Origin of the sequence: Pseudomonas sp. B8(2017) (assembly GCF_002113575.1) — a bacterium.
GTDB lineage: Bacteria > Pseudomonadota > Gammaproteobacteria > Pseudomonadales > Pseudomonadaceae > Aquipseudomonas > Aquipseudomonas putida_Z.
In genome coordinates, this window is the sequence record NZ_NEIO01000013.1 from 44,309 (window position 1) to 65,715 (window position 21,407).

18 protein-coding genes and 1 tRNA gene are annotated in these 21,407 nt (G+C 63.7%); 13 read left to right on the forward strand and 6 right to left on the reverse strand.

What is annotated here, in order from left to right; genetic code table 11:
• The first annotated feature begins 193 nt into the window (after window positions 1–193).
• The 9 genes from CAG22_RS18315 (at window position 194) to CAG22_RS18360 (ending at window position 11,232) form a co-directional block, all read left to right on the forward strand.
• Window positions 194–979 carry a TSUP family transporter gene (locus tag CAG22_RS18315; protein ID WP_085705890.1) on the forward strand — a complete coding sequence of 262 codons (786 nt, stop codon included), beginning with the start codon at window positions 194–196 and terminating at the stop codon, window positions 977–979.
• 21 nt (window positions 980–1,000) lie between these two features.
• Complete coding sequence (locus tag CAG22_RS18320; RefSeq protein WP_085592037.1) at window positions 1,001–1,762, forward strand: SDR family NAD(P)-dependent oxidoreductase; 762 nt, start codon at window positions 1,001–1,003, stop codon at window positions 1,760–1,762.
• Window positions 1,763–2,027: 265 nt separating this feature from the next.
• On the forward strand, window positions 2,028–5,096 hold the full coding sequence (gene fdnG, locus CAG22_RS18330; RefSeq protein WP_139833484.1) for a formate dehydrogenase-N subunit alpha: 3,069 nt from the start codon (window positions 2,028–2,030) through the stop codon (window positions 5,094–5,096).
• A complete protein-coding gene (gene fdxH / locus CAG22_RS18335; RefSeq protein WP_085592035.1) occupies window positions 5,096–6,046 on the forward strand; it encodes a formate dehydrogenase subunit beta in 951 nt (316 codons plus the stop codon). Before fdnG ends, fdxH begins: the two co-directional genes overlap by 1 nt.
• Window positions 6,043–6,699, forward strand: a complete 657-nt coding sequence (locus tag CAG22_RS18340; protein WP_075044437.1) for a formate dehydrogenase subunit gamma — start codon at window positions 6,043–6,045, stop codon at window positions 6,697–6,699. The genes fdxH and CAG22_RS18340 overlap by 4 nt, the downstream gene beginning before the upstream one ends.
• Before the next feature lie 4 nt (window positions 6,700–6,703).
• Window positions 6,704–7,624, forward strand: coding sequence for a formate dehydrogenase accessory protein FdhE (gene fdhE, locus CAG22_RS18345; protein ID WP_085705892.1), 921 nt, complete (start codon window positions 6,704–6,706; stop codon window positions 7,622–7,624).
• 159 nt (window positions 7,625–7,783) lie between these two features.
• Window positions 7,784–9,211, forward strand: a complete 1,428-nt coding sequence (gene selA, locus CAG22_RS18350) for an L-seryl-tRNA(Sec) selenium transferase (protein WP_085705893.1) — start codon at window positions 7,784–7,786, stop codon at window positions 9,209–9,211.
• Complete coding sequence (selB, locus tag CAG22_RS18355) at window positions 9,208–11,130, forward strand: selenocysteine-specific translation elongation factor (RefSeq protein WP_085705894.1); 1,923 nt, start codon at window positions 9,208–9,210, stop codon at window positions 11,128–11,130. Before selA ends, selB begins: the two co-directional genes overlap by 4 nt.
• A 6-nt stretch (window positions 11,131–11,136) precedes the next feature.
• Window positions 11,137–11,232 (forward strand) — tRNA-Sec (locus CAG22_RS18360).
• A gap of 126 nt (window positions 11,233–11,358) precedes the next feature.
• Here the strand turns inward: CAG22_RS18360 and CAG22_RS18365 are convergent.
• Both CAG22_RS18365 and CAG22_RS18370 read right to left on the reverse strand, forming a co-directional pair.
• The gene (locus CAG22_RS18365; protein WP_085705895.1) at window positions 11,359–12,348 is read right to left on the reverse strand and encodes an asparaginase; all 990 of its coding nucleotides are present in this window, start codon (window positions 12,346–12,348) and stop codon (window positions 11,359–11,361) included.
• 72 nt (window positions 12,349–12,420) lie between these two features.
• Window positions 12,421–13,863, reverse strand: a complete 1,443-nt coding sequence (locus CAG22_RS18370) for a sodium:alanine symporter family protein (RefSeq protein WP_085705896.1) — start codon at window positions 13,861–13,863, stop codon at window positions 12,421–12,423.
• 176 nt (window positions 13,864–14,039) lie between these two features.
• On the opposite strand from CAG22_RS18370, the gene CAG22_RS18375 reads away from it, so the two are divergent.
• A complete protein-coding gene (locus tag CAG22_RS18375; protein WP_025337507.1) occupies window positions 14,040–14,849 on the forward strand; it encodes a helix-turn-helix transcriptional regulator in 810 nt (269 codons plus the stop codon).
• 8 nt (window positions 14,850–14,857) lie between these two features.
• Here the strand turns inward: CAG22_RS18375 and CAG22_RS18380 are convergent, their stop codons facing one another.
• Window positions 14,858–15,652, reverse strand: coding sequence for a TSUP family transporter (locus CAG22_RS18380; RefSeq protein ID WP_085592024.1), 795 nt, complete (start codon window positions 15,650–15,652; stop codon window positions 14,858–14,860).
• A gap of 17 nt (window positions 15,653–15,669) precedes the next feature.
• A complete protein-coding gene (locus tag CAG22_RS18385; RefSeq protein WP_085705897.1) occupies window positions 15,670–16,710 on the reverse strand; it encodes a TauD/TfdA family dioxygenase in 1,041 nt (346 codons plus the stop codon).
• A gap of 264 nt (window positions 16,711–16,974) precedes the next feature.
• Here CAG22_RS18385 and CAG22_RS18390 point away from each other — a divergent pair, with 264 nt between their 5' ends.
• On the forward strand, window positions 16,975–17,859 hold the full coding sequence (locus CAG22_RS18390) for a sugar nucleotide-binding protein (protein WP_038407862.1): 885 nt from the start codon (window positions 16,975–16,977) through the stop codon (window positions 17,857–17,859).
• Window positions 17,852–18,784, forward strand: coding sequence for an NAD-dependent epimerase/dehydratase family protein (locus CAG22_RS18395; RefSeq protein ID WP_085693144.1), 933 nt, complete (start codon window positions 17,852–17,854; stop codon window positions 18,782–18,784). The genes CAG22_RS18390 and CAG22_RS18395 overlap by 8 nt, the downstream gene beginning before the upstream one ends.
• A gap of 130 nt (window positions 18,785–18,914) precedes the next feature.
• On the opposite strand, the gene CAG22_RS18400 is transcribed toward CAG22_RS18395, so the two are convergent.
• On the reverse strand, window positions 18,915–19,358 hold the full coding sequence (locus CAG22_RS18400) for a helix-turn-helix domain-containing protein (protein ID WP_085592015.1): 444 nt from the start codon (window positions 19,356–19,358) through the stop codon (window positions 18,915–18,917).
• Window positions 19,359–19,460: 102 nt separating this feature from the next.
• On the opposite strand from CAG22_RS18400, the gene CAG22_RS18405 reads away from it, so the two are divergent.
• Window positions 19,461–20,666 carry an MFS transporter gene (locus CAG22_RS18405; RefSeq protein WP_085705898.1) on the forward strand — a complete coding sequence of 402 codons (1,206 nt, stop codon included), beginning with the start codon at window positions 19,461–19,463 and terminating at the stop codon, window positions 20,664–20,666.
• Here CAG22_RS18405 and CAG22_RS18410 read toward each other — a convergent pair.
• Window positions 20,654–21,337: an OmpW family protein gene (locus CAG22_RS18410; RefSeq protein WP_046615944.1), complete on the reverse strand. Its 684-nt coding sequence runs from the start codon at window positions 21,335–21,337 to the stop codon at window positions 20,654–20,656. The two genes, CAG22_RS18405 and CAG22_RS18410, sit on opposite strands and share 13 nt — an antisense overlap.
• Window positions 21,338–21,407: the final 70 nt, after the last annotated feature.

Here is a 21,407-nt window from a genome sequence, read left to right on the forward strand (position 1 = left end):
GGCACCAGATTCTGCAATTGCGCGCAGCCTAACATGAAAGCCAAGATGCGGGTAATGATGGTAACTCTCGTATTTGAGTCGATTGAATTTGATATTGCATCGATGCAATTCATGTAATTACAATCATCGAGCTGATTGGGACATGCACACTTGCGTTGTGCTTGGCAGGACACTCCACTGGATGGACTTCGCTATGGAAATTCTGGGCGCTTTCTGGGCGGAACACTGGTTGCTGGCGGTGCTCATGCTTGGCGCTATCGCTTTCGTTGCCGGCTTCGTAGACAGCATTGCCGGTGGCGGCGGGTTGTTCCTGGTGCCGGGCTTTCTGCTGGTCGGCATGCCACCGCAGGTTGCCCTCGGCCAGGAAAAACTGGTCAGTACCCTTGGCACACTGGCAGCCATCCGCAACTTCCTGGCCAACAGCAAGATGGTCTGGAAGGTGGCGCTGGTCGGCGTGCCATTCTCGCTGCTCGGTGCCTACCTGGGGGCGCACCTGATCGTGTCGATCTCCCAGGAAACCGTAGGCAAGATCATCCTGGCGCTGATCCCCTTCGGCATCCTCATCTTCCTCACCCCCAAGGACCGCCCGGTCGAGGAACGCGAACTGTCATCGCGCATGCTGTTCACCGTGGTCCCGCTGACCTGCCTGGCCATCGGTTTCTATGACGGCTTCTTCGGCCCCGGTACCGGCAGCATGTTCATCATTGCTTTCCATTACCTGCTGCGCATGGACCTGGTCTCCAGCTCGGCCAACTCCAAAACCTTCAACTTCGCGTCCAACATCGGCGCCCTGGTGGCCTTCGTCATTGCCGGCAAGGTCGTCTACCTGCTGGCGTTGCCGCTGGTGGCCTGCAACATCCTCGGTAACCACCTGGGCAGCGCGCTGGCCCTGCGCAAGGGCAACGAAGTGGTGCGCAAGGCGCTGGTGTTTTCGATGCTCTGCCTGTTCACCAGCCTAGGCGTGAAGTACCTGGCCTGACCCTTCCATAGGAGACAACTGATGAAAACCGCATTCGTAACCGGCGCCTCCTCGGGCTTTGGCCGCGCCATCTGCCGTACCTTGATCGGCAAAGGCTACCGCGTGATCGGTGGCGCCCGGCGCATGGACAAGCTGCAAGCGCTGGAGGCCGAGCTGGGCGTCAATTTCATTCCGCTGGCGCTGGACGTCACCGACCCGGTGTCGCTCGAGACGGCGGTCGAGCAGATTCGTGATGCTTCGCTGCAGATCGACTTGCTGGTCAACAATGCCGGGCTGGCGCTGGGCGTGGACCGTGCCCAGGCCAGCAGCGCGGAAAACTGGCAGCGGATGATCGACACCAACATCACCGGCCTGGCCATGGTCACCCACAAGATCCTGCCGCAGATGGTGGAAGCCGACAGCGGCATGATCATCAACATCGGCTCGATCGCCGGCACCTACCCCTACCCGGGCGGTAATGTGTATGGCGCCAGCAAGGCCTTTGTCCGCCAGTTCAGCCTCAACCTGCGCGCCGACCTGGCGGGCACCCGCGTGCGAGTAAGCAACATCGAGCCAGGGCTGTGCTCGGGGACCGATTTCTCGGTGGTGCGCCTGAACGGCAACCTGGATGCCGTGCAGGCGCTGTATCGGGATGTGGAGGCCATCCTGCCCGAGGACATCGCGGCCACGGTGGCCTGGATTGCCGAGCAGCCGGCGCATGTGAACATCAATACCATCGAGATCATGCCGGTGGCCCAGAGCAGTGCGGCGCTGAACGTGGTGCGCAACCTGCCGGCTTGCTGATCGGCCGGTGGTGGATGGCACCGGCGTTGCCGGGTTTGCGGGCACGCCCGCACCCACAGGAATAGCGCCCTGCTTCGGGCATGTGCAGTACCTGTGGGTTTACCCGCGAATCTGGCAACACAGCGCCTTCAGCTGACCCATGTCATCGCACCTTCTCGATTCTTGGCTAGTCTTAACTGTTGGCGGCCATCAATTGGCCGCCACCGTGACTACCAAGAGGCGCCGGCCATGTTCCGTGCGTCCACCACCTGATCAGGAGTGCACGATGGACCTGAACCGTCGGCAGTTCTTCAAGGTCGCCGCCGTCGGCCTTGGAGGCTCGAGCCTTGCGGCGTTGGGCATGGCCCCGACACCAGCATTCGCCGAGCAGGTGCGTCACTTCAAGCTGGCGCATACCAAAGAAACCCGTAACACCTGCCCCTACTGCTCGGTCGGCTGCGGCCTGATCATGTACAGCCAGGGCGATGCGGGCAAGAACGTCAAACAGAACATCATCCATATCGAAGGTGACGCCGACCACCCGGTCAACCGCGGCACCCTCTGCCCGAAAGGCGCTGGCCTGCTGGACTTCATCCACAGCCCGAGCCGCCTGCAGTACCCCGAGGTACGCAAGCCTGGCAGCAAGGAGTGGGTGCGGGTCAGCTGGGACGAGGCGCTCGATCGCGTCGCCGACCTGATGAAGCAGGACCGCGACGCCAACTTCATCGAAAAGAACGCCCAGGGGCAAACGGTCAACCGCTGGCTCACCACCGGTTTTCTCGCTGCTTCCGCCGCCTCCAGCGAGGCTGGCTACCTGACCCACAAGGTCGTCCGCGCAACAGGCATGCTGGGGTTCGATAACCAGGCTCGTGTCTGACATGGCCCGACGGTGGCAAGTCTTGCCCCGACGTACGGCCGTGGCGCCATGACCAACCACTGGTCCGATATCGCCAACGCGAATCTGGTCCTGGTGATGGGTGGCAACGCAGCAGAAGCGCATCCGTGCGGCTTCAAGTGGGTGACCGAAGCCAAGGCGCACAACAAGGCGCGGCTGATCGTGGTCGACCCGCGGTTTACCCGTACCGCTTCGGTGGCGGACTACTACGCACCGATCCGTACCGGTACCGACATCGCCTTCATGGGCGGGCTGATCAATTACCTGCTGAGCAACGACAAGATCCAGCACGAGTACGTGCGCAACTACACCGACGTGTCGTTCATCGTCAAAGAGAACTATGGCTTCGAGGATGGCCTGTTCAGCGGCTACGACGAGGCCAAGCGCGTGTATGCCGACAAGTCCGGCTGGGGTTACGAGCTGGGTGAGGACGGTTTTGCCAAGGTCGACCCGACACTGCAGCACCCGCGCTGCGTGTTCCAGCTGATGAAGCAGCACTACAGCCGCTATACCCCGGAACTGGCGAGCATGACCTGTGGCATGCCGCAGGACGCCATGTTGAAGATCTGGGAAGAGATCGCTACCTGCTCGGTACCGGGCAAGACCATGACGATCCTCTATGCGCTTGGCTGGACGCAGCACTCGATCGGCGCACAGATCATCCGCAGTGCGGCCATGGTGCAGTTGCTGCTGGGTAACGTCGGCATGCCGGGTGGCGGGGTCAACGCCTTGCGCGGGCACTCCAACATCCAGGGCCTGACCGACCTCGGCCTGCTGTCCAACTCGTTGCCGGGTTACCTGACCCTGGCCGGCGATGCCGAGCAGGACTATGCCGCCTATATCGACAAGCGCGCCTCCAAGCCACTGCGCCCTGGCCAACTGTCGTACTGGCAGAACTACGGCAAGTTCCATGTCAGCCTGATGAAGGCCTGGTACGGCGCCAACGCCACCGCGCAAAACAACTGGGGCTACGACTGGCTGCCCAAGCTCGACGTGCCGGCCTACGACGTGCTGCGCATGTTCGAGATGATGGGCCAGGGCAAGGTCAACGGCTACATGTGCCAGGGCTTCAACCCGATTGCCGCGCTGCCGGACAAGAACCGCGTCACCGCGGCCTTGGGCAAGCTCAAGTGGCTGGTGATCATGGACCCGCTGGCCACCGAGACCTCGGAGTTCTGGCGCAACGCCGGGCCGTTCAATGATGTAGACACGGCCAACATCCAGACCGAAGTGATCCGCCTGCCCACCACCTGCTTCGCCGAGGAAGACGGCTCGCTGGTCAACAGCAGCCGCTGGCTGCAGTGGCACTGGAAGGGCGCCGACGGCCCGGGCGAGACCCGCACCGACGTTCACATCATGAGCGAGCTGTTCCTGCGCCTGCGTCAACGCTACCAGGCCGAGGGCGGCGCCTACCCTGATGCGCTGATGAACATCAACTGGCCATACAAGGTCCCTGAAGAGCCATCCCCGGAGGAACTGGCCAAGGAAATGAACGGCTGGGCGGTGGCCGACGTCACTGACCCGACTGGCGCAGTGCTCAAGGCCGGCCAGCAACTGGCGGGCTTTGGCCAGCTCAAGGACGACGGCAGCACCGCGTCCGGCTGCTGGATCTTTGCCGGCAGCTGGACCGAGCAGGGTAACCAGATGGCTCGCCGTGACAACAGCGACCCGTACGGCATGCACCAGGTGCAGAACTGGGCCTGGGCCTGGCCGGCCAACCGCCGCATCCTCTACAACCGTGCCTCCAGCGACCCGCAAGGCAAGCCGTGGGACCCGGAGAAGAAGCGCCTGGTGTGGTGGAACGGCAAGGCCTGGACCGGCACCGACGTGCCCGACTTCAAGGTCGACTCGCCGCCCGAGGCGGGGATGAACCCGTTCATCATGAACCCCGAAGGCGTGGCGCGGTTCTTCGCCATCGACAAGATGGCCGAAGGCCCGTTCCCCGAGCACTACGAACCGTTCGAAACGCCGATTGGCATCAACCCGCTGCACCCGCAGAACAAGAAGGCCACCAGCAACCCGGCCGGGCGGGTCTTCGACTCGGTGTGGGACAGCCTCGGCAAGCACGACGAGTTCCCGTACGCGGCGACCACGTACCGGCTGACCGAGCACTTCCACTTCTGGAGCAAGCATTGCCGGCTCAACGCCATTGCCCAGCCCGAGCAGTTCGTCGAAATCGGCGAGGTGCTGGCCAGCGAGAAAGGTATCAAGGCCGGTGACCGGGTGCGGGTGTCGAGCAAGCGCGGGCACATCGAGGCGGTGGCAGTGGTGACCAAGCGGATTCGCCCGCTCAAGGTCAACAACCAGACCGTGCACCAGATCGGCATCCCGCTGCACTGGGGCTTCACCGGGGCTACGCGGCATGGCTACCTGACCAACACCCTGGTGCCTTTCCTGGGTGACGGCAATACCCAGACGCCAGAGTCCAAGTCGTTCCTCGTCAAAGTGGAGAAACTCTGATGGCCAGCCAAGACATCATCGCCCGCTCGGCCACCACCACCGTACCGCCTTCGGTACGCCAGCAGCAGGAAGTAGCCAAGCTGATCGACACCACCAAGTGCATCGGCTGCAAGGCCTGCCAGGTGGCGTGTTCGGAGTGGAACGAACTGCGTGACGAGGTCGGCCACAACCACGGCACCTACGACAACCCCCAGGACCTCACCGCCGAGACCTGGACCCTGATGCGCTTCACCGAGCACGAGCGCGACGATGGCAACCTGGAGTGGCTGATTCGCAAGGACGGCTGCATGCACTGCGCCGAGCCAGGTTGCCTGAAGGCCTGCCCGAGCCCGGGGGCGATCATCAAGCACGCCAACGGCATCGTCGACTTCAACCAGGACCACTGCATCGGTTGCGGCTACTGCATCACCGGTTGCCCGTTCAACATCCCGCGCATCTCGCAGAAGGACCACAAGGCGTACAAGTGCACCCTGTGTTCCGACCGCGTGACCGTGGGCCTGGAGCCGGCCTGCGTGAAAACCTGCCCGACCGGGGCCATCGTGTTCGGCACCAAGGACGAGATGAAGGTGCATGCCGCCGAGCGCATCGTCGACCTCCAGTCGCGGGGTTACGACAAGGCCGGGCTGTACGACCCGGACGGCGTCGGCGGCACTCACGTGATGTATGTGCTGCACCATGCCGACACGCCGAAGCTGTACGCCGGCCTGCCGGACCAGCCGGTGATCAGCCCGCTGGTGGGGTTGTGGAAGGGCTTCACCAAGCCGCTGGCGCTGCTGGCCATGGGCGCGGCGGTGCTGGCCGGGTTCTTCCACTATGTGCGGGTCGGGCCACAGCGGGTGGAGGAGGACGAACACCCGGCACCTGCGGATGAAAGCGTGCACCAGGTGGACCCGTCGGTCCATGTCTATGATCCGACCAAGCCCGGCGGGCAAGGGGAGCAGCGACCATGAACGACAACAAACCCATCCTGCGCTACAACGCCAACGAGCGCAGCAACCACTGGGTCGTCGCGATCCTGTTCGTCCTGGCTGGCCTGTCGGGGCTGGCGCTGTTCCATCCGGCGCTGTTCTGGCTCAGCAACCTGTTCGGCGGTGGGCCGTGGACACGCATCCTGCACCCCTTCATCGGGGTGGCGATGTTCGTGTTCTTCCTCGGCCTGGTGCTGCGTTTCTGGCGGGCCAACTTCATCACTGCCAACGACCGCCTGTGGCTGCGCCGCGTGGACCGGGTGATGCTCAACAAGGAGGAGGGTGTGCCACCGATCGGCAAGTACAACGCCGGGCAGAAGCTGTTGTTCTGGACTCTGCTGGTGTGCATGCTGGTGCTGCTGGTCAGCGGCGTGGTGATCTGGCGCGCATACTTCAGCCATTTGTTCGGCATCGAGGTCATTCGCCTGTCCGCGCTGCTCCACGCCCTGGCGGCGTTCGTGCTGATCCTCAGCATCATCGTGCACATCTACGCCGGCATCTGGATCAAGGGCTCGATCGGCGCCATGCTGCATGGCTGGGTCAGCCGCGCCTGGGCGCGCAAGCACCATGAATTGTGGTACCGCGAAGTGACCGGTGACAAGACGCCGGGCAATCACGGACGAAAAGAAGGATGAGCGCTTGAGCACGATACTCGAACCCGGGCAGATCGAAGCGTCGGCAGTGATGCCGCCGTTTCTGCACCTGCCCCCCGCCAACCTGTTCGAACTGCGCGCCGCGCGCCTGGAGCAGCTGGCCGAGGGCAATGCCCTTGGCGAATACCTGAAGCTGGTGGCTCGTTTGTGCCGTATCCAGCAGCAGCTTGTGGATAACCCGCCCGCTGGCATGCCGGTGGCCGAGGAGCGTCAGCGCCTGTGCATAAGTCATGGTTTGCCGCCACTGGCGGCGGACAGCCTGGTGCGTGAAGGGCCGTGGCTGGTCTGGTTGCAGGCCTTGCTTGAGCACCTCGACGCGGACACCAGCGGTCCGTTGGGGGAGGCGCTGCAAGCCCTGCGCAGCAGTGACGACCCTCAACGCAAGGGTTGGGGCATCGCCTTGCTCGCCGGCCAGTACGACGCAGTGCCCGCAGCACTGGTGCCGTTCATTGGGGCGGCCTTGCAGGGGGCCTGGTCCAGCTGGTTGCTGGCGCTGCCCGCGCCAGAGCTCAAGCCCGCCGGCAGCCTGGCCCAGTGCCCGGCCTGCGGTTCGCCGGCGATGGCCGGGGTGGTGCGCAACCGCGGCAAGCACAATGGCCTGCGCTACCTGGCTTGTTCGCTGTGTGCCTGCGAATGGCATGTGGTGCGGGTCAAATGCGTGTACTGCGAGTCGAGCAAGGACCTGCGCTATACCAGCCTTGACGATGACCGCCATGCGCCGGGCAAGGCGCCGCTACGGGCAGAGTGCTGCCCGGAGTGCGAGAGCTACCTGAAGCAGAACTACCTGGAAAACGATGCGGCGGCCGAGCCGCTGGCCGATGACCTGGCCAGCCTGGCACTGGACATTCGCCTGGACGAGGAGGGCTTCCATCGGTTGGCACCGAACCTGATGCTCGCACCCGGGTAATGGAGAGTGTCTACACTGTAAGACCGAGTCGCCTTCTTCGCGGGTAAACCCGCTCCCACAGGGCCCGGGCAGCTTTTGAGGCTTGCGCGGCCCTTGTAGGAGCGGGTTTACCCGCGAAGAGGCCAGTACAGACAACGGATCAGTCCAAGGTAGTACCGCATGTCCTCCAGCCTAGCCAGCGACACCCCACGCCTGCCCTCCATCGACACCCTTTTGCGCCACTCAGCCTGCTTCCCGCTGATCGACCGCCACGGTCGCGACGCGGTCCTCGCCACCCTGCGGCAACTGCTCGACGACCTGCGCGACCCCGCCCGCACCGGCCAGCTCAGCGCTGCCGAACTGGTCGCTGAAGTCCTGCTGGGCCGCACTGGCGAACGTTTGGCCACCCAGCAACGCAGCCAGGTCCGCCGTGTGTTCAACCTCACCGGCACCGTGTTGCACACCAACCTCGGCCGCGCCTTGTTGCCAGAGGAGGCCATCGAGGCCATGCAGACCGCCGCCCGCTACCCGCTCAACCTGGAATTCGACCTGGCCACCGGCAAGCGCGGCGACCGTGACGACCTGGTCGAAGGCCTGATCCGCGAGCTGACCGGCGCCGAAGCCGTCACCGTGGTCAACAACAACGCCGCCGCCGTGCTGCTGGCGCTCAACAGCCTGGGCGCGCGCAAGGAGGGGATCATCTCCCGCGGTGAACTGATCGAGATCGGCGGTGCCTTCCGCATCCCCGACATCATGGCTCGCGCCGGCGTGAAGCTGCACGAAGTCGGCACCACCAACCGCACCCACGCCCGTGACTACGAGGCCGCCATCAGCCCACGTACCGGCCTGCTGATGCGGGTGCATTGCAGCAACTACAGCATCCAGGGCTTCACTACCCAGGTGCCCACCGGCGAGCTGGCGCGCATCGCCCACCAACATGAATTGCCTCTACTTGAAGACCTTGGCAGCGGCAGCCTGCTTGACCTTACCCGCTGGGGCCTGCCCGCCGAGCCGACCGTGCGCCAGGCTCTGGCAGATGGCGCCGATATCGTCACCTTCAGCGGCGACAAACTGCTGGGCGGGCCGCAAGCCGGAATCATCGTCGGGCGCAAGGAGCTGATCGCCAGGATCAAGAAGAACCCGCTCAAGCGCGCGCTGCGGGTCGACAAGATCACCCTGGCCGCACTCGAAGCGGTGCTGGCGCTGTACCGCAACCCCGACCGCCTGGCCGAGCGCCTGCCCAGTCTGCGCCTGCTGACCCGCAGCCAGGTAGAAATCCAGTCCCAGGCCGAGCGCCTGGCGCCAGAGCTCAAGGCCCGCCTCGGCGAACAATGGGCGGTCAGCGTGGAACCGGCGCTGGGTATGATCGGCAGTGGCAGCCAACCGGTGGCCCGCCTGCCGAGCGCGGCGTTGTGCCTGCGCCCGCAGGTATCGAAGAAGCTGCGCGGGCGCAGCCTGCATGTGCTGGAGCGGGCCTTGCGTGACTTGCCGGTGCCGGTGCTCGGCCGTATCGCTGATGACGCATTGTGGCTGGACCTGCGCCAGCTGGATGACGAAGCCCAGTGGCTGGCGCAGTTGCCCGCCCTGCAATTGGGGCCGGTACAGTGATCGTTGGTACCGCCGGCCACATCGACCATGGCAAGACCGCACTGCTCCAGGCCCTGACCGGCCAGGCCGGTGACCATCGCCAGGAGGAGCGCGCCCGTGGCATGACCATCGACCTTGGCTACCGCTATGCGGCGTTGACCGAGGGGGCAGCGCTGACCGGCTTCATCGATGTACCGGGCCATGAGCGCTTTATCCATAACATGCTGGCCGGCGCCCACGGCATCGACCTGGTGCTGTTGGTGGTGGCGGCCGACGACGGGGTGATGCCACAAACCCGAGAGCACCTGGCGATCATCGAGCTGCTGGGCATCCCTCAGGCCCTGGTGGCGATCAGCAAATGTGACCGGGTAGAGCCGGCCCGTCTGGTCGAAGTGCAGGCACAGGTCAGCGAGCTTCTGGCGCCGGGCCCATATGCTGGTGCACGGCAGTTTCCGTTGTCGAGTGTGACCGGCGAAGGTATCGATGCCCTGCGCCAGGCCGTGCTTGCCGCGCAACAGCGCGTGCGCCAGCGCAGCGTGCGTGGTGGTTTCCGTCTGGCTGTCGACCGCGCCTTCGCCGTTACCGGTGCGGGTGTGGTGGTCACGGGCACGGCGCTGGCTGGGCGGGTCAGTGCCGGCGACACCTTGTTGCTGGGCAAGGCCGGCAAACCGGTGCGGGTGCGTGGCCTGCATGCGCAGAACCAGGCCGCGCTGGTGGCCGAGGCGGGCCAGCGGGTGGCACTGAACATCGCTGCCGAACGGCTGGCGGTGGAGCAGGTGCGCCGAGGTGACTGGCTGGTGCCAGAGTGGCTGCACGCCCCCAGCGTGCGGGTGGATATCGAGCTGAACCTGTTGCCGGGCGAGACCCGTACCTTCGAACATTTCAGCGCTGTGCACGTGCACCTCGGCACCCAGGACGTAACCGCCCGGGTGGCCTTGCTCGAAGGTGAAACCCTGGCGGCGGGCCAGCGCATGTTCGCCCAGTTGCTGCTCAACGCGCCGCTGCAGGCGGTACACGGCGACCGTCTGGTACTGCGCGACCAGCGTGCCCAGCGCACCCTGGGGGGCGGCAAGGTGCTCGACCCGTTCGCGCCAAGCCGTCAGCGTCGCAGCGATGAGCGCCTGCGCCAATTGCAGGTGCTGCGTGATGCCCAGGACCTGGAGCAGGCCTTGCCGGCACTGCTTGCCAGCGCACCAGGGGGTATCGACCCACAGCGTCTGGAGCGGCAGTTCAATCGCCTGCGCGAAACCTGGCAGGTGCCGGAAGACGTGCTGGTGGTGGCCACGCGGCAGGGCCAACTGCTGTTTGCCAGTGCCCGGTGGCAGGCGCTCAAGCGCCAGGTGCTGGAGCAGCTGGCGCGGTTCCATGAACAGGAGCCCGACCAGCTCGGCCCGGACCGCGACCGCCTGCGCCGCTTTGCTGCCTTGCCGCTGGAGCGGCCCGCTTTTGTCAGCCTGCTGGATGAGTTGCTCGAGGACGGCGCCATCGCCAGCAGCGGGCCTTGGTTGCATCTGCCCGATCACAAGGTGCAGCTGAGTGAAGCCGACAGTGCGTTATGGGCGAGTCTGCAACCGAAGTTGCTGGCGGGGCAATACGATCCGCCCTGGGTCAGGACGCTGGCGAGCGAGGAAAATTGTGCCGAAGCCGATGTGCGCCTGTTGCTGCGCAAGCTGGCCCGGTTGGGCATGGTGCACCAGGTGGTGCGCGACCTGTTCTACCCCGAGGCGACGCTACAGCGCATGGCAGAGCTGCTGCTGGGGCAGGCCAGTGAAACGCCGATAGTGCAGGTTGCCGCGTTTCGCGATATGTTGGGCATCGGTCGCAAGCGCAGTGTGCAGATTCTGGAGTACTTCGACCGCATCGGCCTGACCCGGAGGGTGGCCGATCAGCGTCACATTCGCGCCGACAGCGCCCTGGCCCAGCAGCAGGCCAGGCACTGAGTTCAAGGAAGGCAATCGCGCCCGGTGGCGCGGCCGGGCTTCAAACCCGGTTGGGGACGGCAGCCGTTCCCGGGCAGGTTCGACTCCCGCTGCCTTCCGCCATTTTCTTTTGCCTGTCAGGGCCCTATCGCCGGCAAGCCAGCTCCCACAGGTACTCCACAGGCCTCAGGCCTTGTGTTATCCCTGTGGGAGCTGGCTTGCCGGCGATAGGGCCAGACCAGGCAACACTCAGGCCCGTTCCCCACACAGATCCAGGGCAAACCACCGCTCCGCCGTGTCGACATCCAGCCCGGCCCCCAGCAACGCAACCATCTTGGCCAGCGCCGCCTCCCGGGTCATGCCACCGCCACTGACCAGCCCGGCCCCGCGCAAGCGGTTACCCGCCGCATAGGTGTCGAACACCACCGACCCCTCTGGGCACTGGCTGATAGCCGCCAGCATCACGCCCCGCTGGCGTGCCGCGCTCAGCACATCCAGCAACGCCTGGTCATCCGACGGCCCGGTACCGCTGCCGTAGCACTCCAGCAGCAACCCCTGCACGCCGCTGCCCAGCAGTGCCTGCAAGTGCCCGGCCTGCAGGCCCGGGAACACCGGCACTACCGCCAGGTTGACCGGCTGGCGCGGGTGCTTGTAGCCAAGTTCGGCTGGGATCGCCGTGGCGCGCTCACTGTCACGATGACGCGGCAGCGCGGCAAAGGCATCGAACGCCTCGCTGCGCAGCTTCGACGCCCGGCAGCCATGCAGCAGCTGCCCATGGAAGTACAGCTGCACGCCATCTTCCAGCCCCTGTTCGAACTGGCGCAGTGCGCCGCACAGGTTGTCCCAGGCGTCGCTGTCCGCGCTACCCGCCGGCAGCATCGAGCCGGTCAGCAGCACCGGCACCGGCAGGCCCAGCAGCAGGAACGACAATGCCGCAGCGCTGTAGGCCAGGCTGTCGGTGCCATGCAGCACCAACACGCCATCATGGCCAGCCAGCTCTACCGCTGCGACGATGGCATCGCGCATCGCCAGCCAGTTGTGCTGTTGCATGTTGGCGCTGTCGAGCAGCGGGTTCAGTTCCTGCAGGGTCCAATGCACCTGGGGCGCATCGGCCAACTGGGCGAAGTGTTCACGCATCCGCGCTTCGAAACCACCGGCCGGCGCCAGGCCTTCCGGTGTTTCGAGCATGCCGATGGTGCCACCGGTATAGAGAACGAGAAGATTCTTTACTGCACGCATGGAAATCATCCGTAGCGATGAGCGGAGAAAGAAAAGCCGCCCGCGGACGGGGCGGCTGGGCAGGAGAGGATATCAGCGCTGCGTCTGAGCTTGGCCGACTGCTTTGTCAGTGGCTGTTTCCGCCTGCGGATTGGCAGGCCAGGCATTGCGGTCCAGGTCCAGGTCGGTGAACTTGGCCGAGTCGAACACTGGCTGGTTGACGCCCGCCTTGCGCTGGTCGTCATAGTCGCGCATCACCCGCAGGCCGACCTTGAACAGCAGGGCCAGGGCCACCAGGTTGACGAAGGCCAGGCAGGTCATGGTGATGTCGGCGAAGGCGAACACGGTCGACAGGTCCTGCATCGAACCCCATACCACCAGCGCCAGCACCAGACCACGGAACACCATCAGTACCACGCGGTTGCGGCTGAGGAACTGCAGGCTGTTTTCGCCCAGGTAGTAGTTGTAGAGGATGCAGGTGAAGACGAACAGCGACAGCGCCACGCTGACGAACACGCGGCCCCAGTCACCGACCACGGCGGCCAGCGAGTTCTGGGTCAGGACGATGCCGTCACCTTCGAAGCCCGGGGTGTAGAAGCCCGACAACAGGATCAGCAACGCGGTGCAGGTGCAGATCACGAAGGTGTCGAGGAACACGCTGAATGCCTGGACAACGCCCTGCGCACCCGGGTGTTTCACGGCGGCCACGGCGGCGACGTTCGGCGCACTGCCCAGGCCCGCTTCGTTGGCGAACACACCACGCTTCACGCCCATGACGATGGCGCTGCCGAGCAGGCCGCCGAATGCCGGGTCGAGGCCGAAGGCGCTCTTGAAGATGGTTTCCAGCATGGCTGGCACGTGCTCGATCTGGGTACCGATCACGTACAGGGTCACGCCGATGTAGGCCAGGGTCTTGACCGGTACCAGCAGGTCGGACACCGCAGCGATGCGCTTGATGCCGCCAATGAAGGTGATGGCCAGCAGCACGGCGAGGACGATGCCGGTGTGCTTGGGGTCGAAGGCAAAGGCGTTCTGCAGCGAGTGGGTCACGGTGTACGACTGCAGGCCGATGAAGGCGAAGCCGTAGGTGACCAGCAGCAGGATCGAGAACACGATGGCCATGCTTTTCAGCTTGAGACCGTGCTGGATGTAGTAGGCCGGGCCACCACGGTACAGGCCGTCGCCATCGGCGCGCTTGTAGACCTGGGCCAGGGTGCATTCGAAGAAGCTGCTGGACATGCCCACCAGTGCGGTGACCCACATCCAGAACACCGCGCCTGGGCCGCCCAGGGTCACGGCGATACCGACACCGGCGATGTTACCGGCGCCCACGCGGCCGGCCAGGCTCAGCATCAGGGCCTGGAACGAGCTCAGCTGGCCTGCCTGGCCACGCAGCGATTCTTTGAACACACCGAACATGTGGCCAAAATGGCGGAACTGGACGAACCGGGAACGGATGGTGAAGTAGCTACCCAGCCCTACGATCAGCACAATGAGAAGTTTCCCCGAGAGGAAATCGTTGAGTACTTCGAGCATTGGAAAATGACCTCGATTCTTATTGTTCGTGTGGAAAGATCAGCGGACGGCAGGCGCACCGCTTCGTGGGGCGCATGGTTGGCTATGACAAGAGCGGTTACAATTTCGCGGGTTGCTCTGATTTGGTGCAACTTGATGCTACAATTGCGCCATTCGCGTCACCTGAGTCCCGAGTCATGAGCGATCATTTCGCTACCAACCTCAAACTGGCCTGCAGCCACTACCGCTCTATCTCCGAAGTTTGCCGCCAGCTGTCGATCAACCGCGCGCAGTTCAACAAGTACCTGAGCGGGCAGAGCCGCCCGACGGCCTACAACCTCAAGCGCATCGGCGATTTCTTCGGAGTCGAAGATTACGAATTGCATTTGCCACCCGAGCAGTTCAGCCGCCTGATCGGTGCTCGCGTGTCGACCCCGGCCGAGCAGCCTGGCGACCCGATCAGTGATCTGTTCCGTCCGTTGCACGCCCATGCGGGGAACCTGTCGCGCTATTGCGGTTATTACCTGGAATATTCCAACTGCATGTCGGTTCCGGGCACGGTCCTGGTGTCATTGGTTCACCTGTGGGAGGAGCGCGGGCAGTTCCTTTTCGAACGCCAGGAACGCCAGGAGCGTTCCAGCGCCACCAACCCCCATGCCGAGGTGCGTTGTCGCTATCTGGGAGCGGCGTTCCAGTTGCAGGACCGGATGTTCCTGGTCGATTACGAGTCGCTGACGTTCAACGAGATGAGCCAGACTATCCTCATCCCCAGTTTCAAAAGCCGCATTACCCGCCTCAACGGCCTGAAGGCCGGCGTATCCAGCGGAGACCGGCGCAACCCGGCCTGCACTCGGGTTGTGTGGGACTACCTGGGAGAGGAGATCAATCGCATCAATGTCTATCGGCAGGTAAAACTGTACCAGCCGGATGATCCCCGCATAGATGACGATGTGCGTGAGCGCCTCAGCGTGGGGCCGCTGCGTAACAGTCTGTTCGAAATCGAGTGATGCTTTTTTCAGAGAACAAGTTGATGTAACCACTCGCCAACAGGGTTGCCTGGGTCGAGCAGCAACTTGATTGCCATGATGCAGCAAACACAGACCAGCAATGGCTTGATCAGCCGTGGGCCAAAGTGCACTGCGCAGCGTGCGCCCAATTGAGCCCCCACAAAAGCCGCGAACGCCATTGCCAGCGCCAGTGGCCAGATGATCGCCCCGCTGAGTGAAAAGACTGACAATGCGCCCAGGTTACAGGCTGCGTTCAAAAGCTTGCTGGTGCACACGGCTTGTATCAAGTGCTGGCCCAGGAGGATCACGCAGGCCAGCATGAAAAACGAGCCGACACCAGGGCCGAAGATACCGTCATAAAAGCCAATGATCGGTGCAACCGTCAGGCAGAACAGGCTGGTCGATACCTTTGCCTTGCGCGCTTGTTCATTCGGCTTTGGGCTGAAGGCAAAGTAAGCGGCTATCAGAATCAGCAGTGGTGGGACGCACGCCTGCAGAACGCTTTTGGGCACGTAAGTTATCGACAAGGCACCCAACGCCCCTCCTATAAAAGACATGACAGCCATTGGACTGCCTCGTCTCCAGTCGATCATGCCTTTGCGGGCGAAGGCGCATGTAGCCGAAACCGTAGCCGAAGCCGCCTGGAACTTGTTGGTGGCAATTGCCGCCAAGGGTTCGATACCGGCAATGAACAACACCGGGAGCGTGATCAGGCCGCCACCACCGGCGATGGCATCGAAAAAGCCGGCCATCAGTGCCACCAGTGCGAGTGTCAGAACAAGCGTTACGTCGAATTCGATCATGGGGTGTTTTCCTGTGATCAGCCACGCACGAGCAGTGGGTCTTCAGCGAGCACCAACGGTACTGCGAAGGGGGAGTATCCGAATTGACGGATGAGCAGCCGCCGGTTGTCCTGGACCATGTCGCGGCCGTGCAAGGCTCGGCTGTTGTTGATCAACAGTGCGCTGTCAGGCTGCAGGACAAACGCCAGTGGTCGTGCGTTATCCAGTGCTTTCTGAAAGGCGTCGAAAGCGCGCGCCGCTGCGCTGCAGGCGCGTTCATTCAGGCTGAAGCGATAGCTGTTGTAACGAACAGAGAAACCACCATTGGGCTCGAATTGCAGCATTGAAACTGCTTTGCCTGCATTGCCTTGTCCGTGAGCGAAGCAGTCACTGCGGGTGAAGTCGAAGGACGTTGAAGTCAGCGCAAGTGTGTCCAGGCTACCCAGGCGTTCGATGATTTCCCGGAGCGGGAAGACATTCGTAGGTTCATTGGCGGGGTTCCAGCGCGCAGTCAGAATCAGTGCAGAGGGGGCAGGGGAGTTGGCATTGGTGGAAATTGTCGAGCAGTTGTAGGGCGCTTCAGTGTGCGGCCCCAAGCGCAAGCCCGCATGGGAGCTGGTTTCAACTTCCAGGCAGGGATTTTCGTCGAGCCGCGGGATGCGGCCACCGCCCTTGAAGTTGCCGACCAGGCGAACCTGTTTACCATCGTTGTCTATATCGAAGGCGAAACTGCGGTAGCGCACGAGCTCCAGCAGCAGTTGATTGCGGGAGGCAAGGTATTGGCAGCGAGGGTTTTGCGCCAGGGCGGAAATGTCGGGCAGGTACTCTGGTATTGGCTCGTTGGCACAAGGCATCTGCCTGTACATCAAGGCAGATAGCTGGCCTTCACTGAAGCGTTGTAACAGTGCACGCTGTTCCTCACTCAAGGCTTGCTCGAGTTGACCGGCGAATATACGAGCCTGAAGTGCTACTCCTTTGGTCTCCGGGCCACCCAAGTCAGCAATGGTCTGGCTTGCAAAGGTTATGGCCTTGCTTTGCTCCGGGCTGAAATCCAGGTATGCAACTTCCGAACGAGGCATTGAACGTTCCCTGTACTTGTTTTTGTGAAGCTCCCCGGTTGGCAAGTGGGGGAGTCAACTATTCAATGCGGTTGTGCTGCGGCATGGAAGTCAGCTCGTTCCTGGTATGTCGTAGGAGAATTCTGCCTATGGTGGTATTGAACTGTGGAACTTTGGAATCAATACCGCCTGTGGCATCGAACGGGTCCGGTGTTGGACTTCCCGGGCAGGAAACCGCAAAATGACCCCTTTCCTTCAATCAACCTCTCCGGATCTGCTGACTCTATGCGTATGCGCCTAATGCTGTTGGGTGGTGGCAATGCCCTCGGGCAAGCGCTGATTCGTCTTGGGGCCGAGGAGGACATCGCATTCCTGGCGCCGCGCCCGCCCGAGAACGGCTGGACGCCGGCCAGCCTCACCCAGCTGCTCGACGATCATCGTCCCGATGCCCTGGTCAACCTGGCCTATTACTTCGACTGGTTCCAGGCCGAGTCGGTCAGTGAACAGCGCCTGGCCCAGCAGGAGCGAGCTGTGGAGCGGTTGGCGGAACTGTGCCAGCACCACCAGATCACCCTGGTGCAGCCTTCCAGCTACCGCGTGTTCGATGGTTCGCGGGCCACGGCCTATAGCGAAAAGGACGAGCCGGTACCGCTGGGCCTGCGTGGTCAGGCCCTGTGGCGCATCGAGCAGAGCGTGCGCGCGGCTTGCCCGCAGCACGTGCTGTTGCGCTTTGGTTGGCTGCTCGACGAAAGCATCGACGGGGCGCTGGGCCGTTTCCTGACCCGCGCCGAGCAACCACAGGAACTGCTGCTGGCCGATGACCGGCGTGGCAACCCGACGCCGGTCGACGACGCCGCCCGGGTGATCCTGTCGGTGCTCAAGCAACTCGATTGCAGTGCGCCGCTGTGGGGCACCTACCATTACGCCGGCAACGAGGCGACCACGCCGCTGGCGCTTGGCCAGGCGATCCTTACCGAAGCAGGCCAGTACCGCCAGCTGGCCGTGCAGGCGCCGACGCCGCAGGCCCATGCCGCACGGCCGGATGCCAGCGAAGAGCCGCAGCACGCGGTACTGGCCTGCAAGAAAATCCTTCATACCTTCGGCATCAAGCCGCGCGCCTGGCGCGCCGGCCTGCCGCCTCTACTGGACCGGTTCTACCGCCATGGCTGACGCCCCCATCCTGATCACCGGCGGTGCCGGCTTCATTGGCTCCCACCTGTGCGATGCGTTGTTGGACAAAGGCTACGCCGTACGCATTCTCGACGACTTTTCCACAGGCCAGCGGGGCAACCTGCAGGTCGGCCACCCACGGCTGGAACTGATTGAAGGCGATGTCGCCGATGCCGGGCTGGTCACGCAGGTTGCGGCTGGCTGCAGTGCCGTGGTGCACCTGGCAGCGGTGGCCTCGGTGCAGGCCTCGGTCGAGGACCCGGTGCGGACCCACCAGAGCAATTTCATCGGCACCCTCAACGTGTGCGAAGCCATGCGCGTGCATGGGCTGCGCCGGGTGCTGTTCGCCTCCAGTGCGGCGGTGTATGGCAACAATGGTGAAGGTGAGTCGATTGCCGAAGACACCCCCAAGGCGCCGCTGACCCCGTATGCCGTGGACAAGCTGGCCAGTGAGCAGTACCTGGACTTCTACCGTCGCCAGCATGGCCTGGAGCCAGTGGTGTTCCGCTTCTTCAATATCTTCGGGCCGCGCCAGGACCCGTCCTCGCCGTATTCCGGGGTGATCAGCATCTTCTCCGAGCGCGCTGTGAAGGGTTTGCCGATTACGGTGTTCGGTGATGGCGAGCAGACCCGGGACTTTCTCTACGTGGGCGACCTGGTGCAGGTGATGGTGCAGGCGCTGGAGCAGCCGCAGGTCGAGGAGGGGGCGGTGAATATCGGCCTCAACCAGGCCACATCGCTCAACCAGTTGCTGGCAGCGCTTGAGAAGGTGGTGGGTAGCTTGCCGGCGGTCAGCTATGTGGCGGCACGTTCGGGTGACATTCGCCATTCGCGGGCGGATAACCAGCGCTTGTTGGCGCGGTTCGAGTTTCCGCAGGCGACGCCGATGGTCGAGGGCTTGTCGCGGCTTCTGGGCAAGGGCTGAAATTCTTGGGGGCGCTTTGCGCCCCTATCGCGACACAAGGCCGCTCCTACAGCGATCGCGCCAGGCCGAGGTTGCGCGGTCGCTGTAGGAGCGGCCTTGTGTCGCGATGGGCTGCGCAGCAGCCCCAGAATCACTCATGCCGCACCACTTTTCGCAGGCAATCCCCTGCCGCCAGCACCCGCCCGTCCCGGGCCCGCACCTGCAGCGTTTCCAGCGCCTGCCCCGTATCACCATCCACCAACTCCGAACGCACCTCGCCCGCCTCGAACAGAAACCGCTCCCCCCACTGCCTCAAGCCAACCACCACCGGGAACACCGATCGCCCTTTCTCGGTCAGCACATACTCCTTGTAGGCACTGCCATCCGACGCCGGCTGCAGCGTCAGCAGCCCGCTCTCCACCAGCCACTTCAGCCGTGAGGCGAGGATGTTCTTCGCCAGCCCCAGGTTCTTCTGGAATTCACTGAAGCGCCGCAGGCCATCGAAGGCGTCGCGCAGGATCATCAGCGCCCAACGGTCTCCCAGCACCTCCAGGGCCCGGGCGACGGGGCATTGCGCATTGTTTTCATCGAGCATGGACAGGGCCTTTCGTGATCATCTGGTTGCAGATTAAAACCACATTTGCTAAATAGCCAGCATGTGGTTTCAATTCGAAACCAGATTGACGAGGCCAGCCCGATGAACCCTGCACTGACACGCTGGATAACCCTGCTGCTGGCCATCACCAGCGCCATGGCCGTGGCGACTGTGTATTTCGCCCAGCCTCTGCTCGAGTCGATGGCCGCTGACCTGGGCGTGGCGCAGCAGCAGATCGGTTGGGTAGTAGGCGCGACCCAGGCGGGCTATGCCCTGGGGTTGTTGCTGATCGTGCCGCTGGGTGACCTGATCGACCGCAAGCGCCTGTTGCTCGGGCAGTTGCTGTTCTCGGCCCTGGCGCTGGTTGGGGTAGGCATGGCGCCCAACTGGGCGCTATTGCTTCTGGCCCTGGCCATCACCGGGCTGATGGCGGTCATGGTGCAGGTGATGGTGGCGCATGCAGCGAGCCTTGCCGCCCCCGGCCAGCAAGGGCAGGCCGTGGGCACCGTCACCAGCGGCATAGTGCTGGGCATTCTGCTGGCGCGGCTGGTCTCGGGCGGGCTTGCCGACCTGGCTGGCTGGCGCAGCGTGTACCTGATTGCCGCAGGGCTGTTGATGCTGCTGGCCCTGGTGCTGTGGCGCAGACTGCCCGCGGGGCAACCGGTGTCGCTGCGGTCTGGCTACCGGGCGCTGATCGTTGCCCAGTTCAGGCTGTACCGGCACGACCGGCTGCTGCGTCAGCGCGGGCTGTTCGGCGTGTTGATCTTCGCTGCGTTCAGCGTGCTCTGGAGTGCCATGGTCATGCCCCTGAGTGCCGAGCCACTGGCGCTGAGCCATACCGCGATCGGTCTGTTCGGCCTGGCGGGTGTTGCCGGCACATTGGCGGCAGCGCGCGCCGGTCGCCTGGCCGACCAGGGGCTGGGGGAGCGCACCACCGGAGTAGCGCTGGTTTTGCTGGTGCTGTCATGGCTGCCCACGGCCTTCGTCGGGCATTCACTGATGGCCTTCGGGTTGGGTGTGCTGATGCTGGACTTTGCCGTGCAGGCGGTGCATGTCACCAACCAGAGCCTGCTGCTGGCCGGGCGTGGCGCAATGGCCAGCCGGTTGATCGGCGCCTACATGTGCTGCTATTCGCTTGGCAGTGGAGTGGGGGCAGTGCTGGCGAGCTGGGTGTATGCCCATTGGGGTTGGGCAGCGGTGTGTGGGCTTGGGATGGGCATCAGCGCGGTGGCGCTGGGGTACTGGCTATGGCTGCAACGCGCGAGGGCGGCCGAAGCCGCCCTGCAGTGTTCAGGTCAGAACTTGTAGCCAAGGCCGACCATGTACACCCACGGGTCGACATCGACGTCGACCTTGGTCTTGCTGTAGCCCAGTGCGCTCGGGCCGTTGACGCTGGCCTTGGTGTCGATGTCGACGTACCAGACCGATGCGTTGACCAGCAAGTTGTCGGTGATCATGTAGTCCATGCCCAGCTGGCCGGCGATGCCGACCGAGTCTTGCAGCTTCAGGTTGCTGAAGCCCTGCTGCTTGCGTGCGCTACTGAGGTCTTCGTCGAAGAACAGGGTGTAGTTGATGCCGACGCCGGCATACGGCTGGAACTTGGAAGTCGGTTCCATCGGGTAGTACTGCAGCGACAGGGTCGGTGGCAGCTGCTTGATGTCGGCGAGCTTGCCGTCCAGGCCGCCGCCCAGGCCTTTGACGCCGACGGTGTGCTTGAACGGGGTGGCAGCCAGCAGCTCGAGGCCGATATGGTCGGTGAGCATATAGGCGAAGGTCAGGCCCAGTTGGGTGTCGCTGTCCAGAGTCGCCTTGGTGCCCGAGACTTTGTTGCCGTCGAATTTCAGGTCGCCGCTGCTCTCGTTGGGAGCTGTGGTGATGGCACCTGCGCGGACGATGATATCGCCTGCCTGGTGGGCGTGGGCGACAGGGGCAGCGAGCGCCAGGGCCGCGAGGGCGGCGCTGAGCAAGGACTTGTTCATGGAAGCTCCCAGAGGACGTGAGTAATCGAGTAGTCCAATGGTACGGATGCCGTTAAACAGAAAGTTTGAC

Coding starts and splice junctions, on each gene's coding strand:
- CAG22_RS18315 (WP_085705890.1), top strand. CDS start 194: ATGGAAATTCTGGGCGCTTTCTGGGCGGAACACTGGTTGCTGGCGGTG.
- CAG22_RS18320 (WP_085592037.1), top strand. CDS start 1,001: ATGAAAACCGCATTCGTAACCGGCGCCTCCTCGGGCTTTGGCCGCGCC.
- fdxH (WP_085592035.1), top strand. CDS start 5,096: ATGGCCAGCCAAGACATCATCGCCCGCTCGGCCACCACCACCGTACCG.
- CAG22_RS18340 (WP_075044437.1), top strand. CDS start 6,043: ATGAACGACAACAAACCCATCCTGCGCTACAACGCCAACGAGCGCAGC.
- selA (WP_085705893.1), top strand. CDS start 7,784: ATGTCCTCCAGCCTAGCCAGCGACACCCCACGCCTGCCCTCCATCGAC.
- CAG22_RS18365 (WP_085705895.1), bottom strand. CDS start 12,348: ATGCGTGCAGTAAAGAATCTTCTCGTTCTCTATACCGGTGGCACCATC.
- CAG22_RS18370 (WP_085705896.1), bottom strand. CDS start 13,863: ATGCTCGAAGTACTCAACGATTTCCTCTCGGGGAAACTTCTCATTGTG.
- CAG22_RS18375 (WP_025337507.1), top strand. CDS start 14,040: ATGAGCGATCATTTCGCTACCAACCTCAAACTGGCCTGCAGCCACTAC.
- CAG22_RS18380 (WP_085592024.1), bottom strand. CDS start 15,652: ATGATCGAATTCGACGTAACGCTTGTTCTGACACTCGCACTGGTGGCA.
- CAG22_RS18385 (WP_085705897.1), bottom strand. CDS start 16,710: ATGCCTCGTTCGGAAGTTGCATACCTGGATTTCAGCCCGGAGCAAAGC.
- CAG22_RS18390 (WP_038407862.1), top strand. CDS start 16,975: ATGCGTATGCGCCTAATGCTGTTGGGTGGTGGCAATGCCCTCGGGCAA.
- CAG22_RS18395 (WP_085693144.1), top strand. CDS start 17,852: ATGGCTGACGCCCCCATCCTGATCACCGGCGGTGCCGGCTTCATTGGC.
- CAG22_RS18400 (WP_085592015.1), bottom strand. CDS start 19,358: ATGCTCGATGAAAACAATGCGCAATGCCCCGTCGCCCGGGCCCTGGAG.
- CAG22_RS18405 (WP_085705898.1), top strand. CDS start 19,461: ATGAACCCTGCACTGACACGCTGGATAACCCTGCTGCTGGCCATCACC.
- CAG22_RS18410 (WP_046615944.1), bottom strand. CDS start 21,337: ATGAACAAGTCCTTGCTCAGCGCCGCCCTCGCGGCCCTGGCGCTCGCT.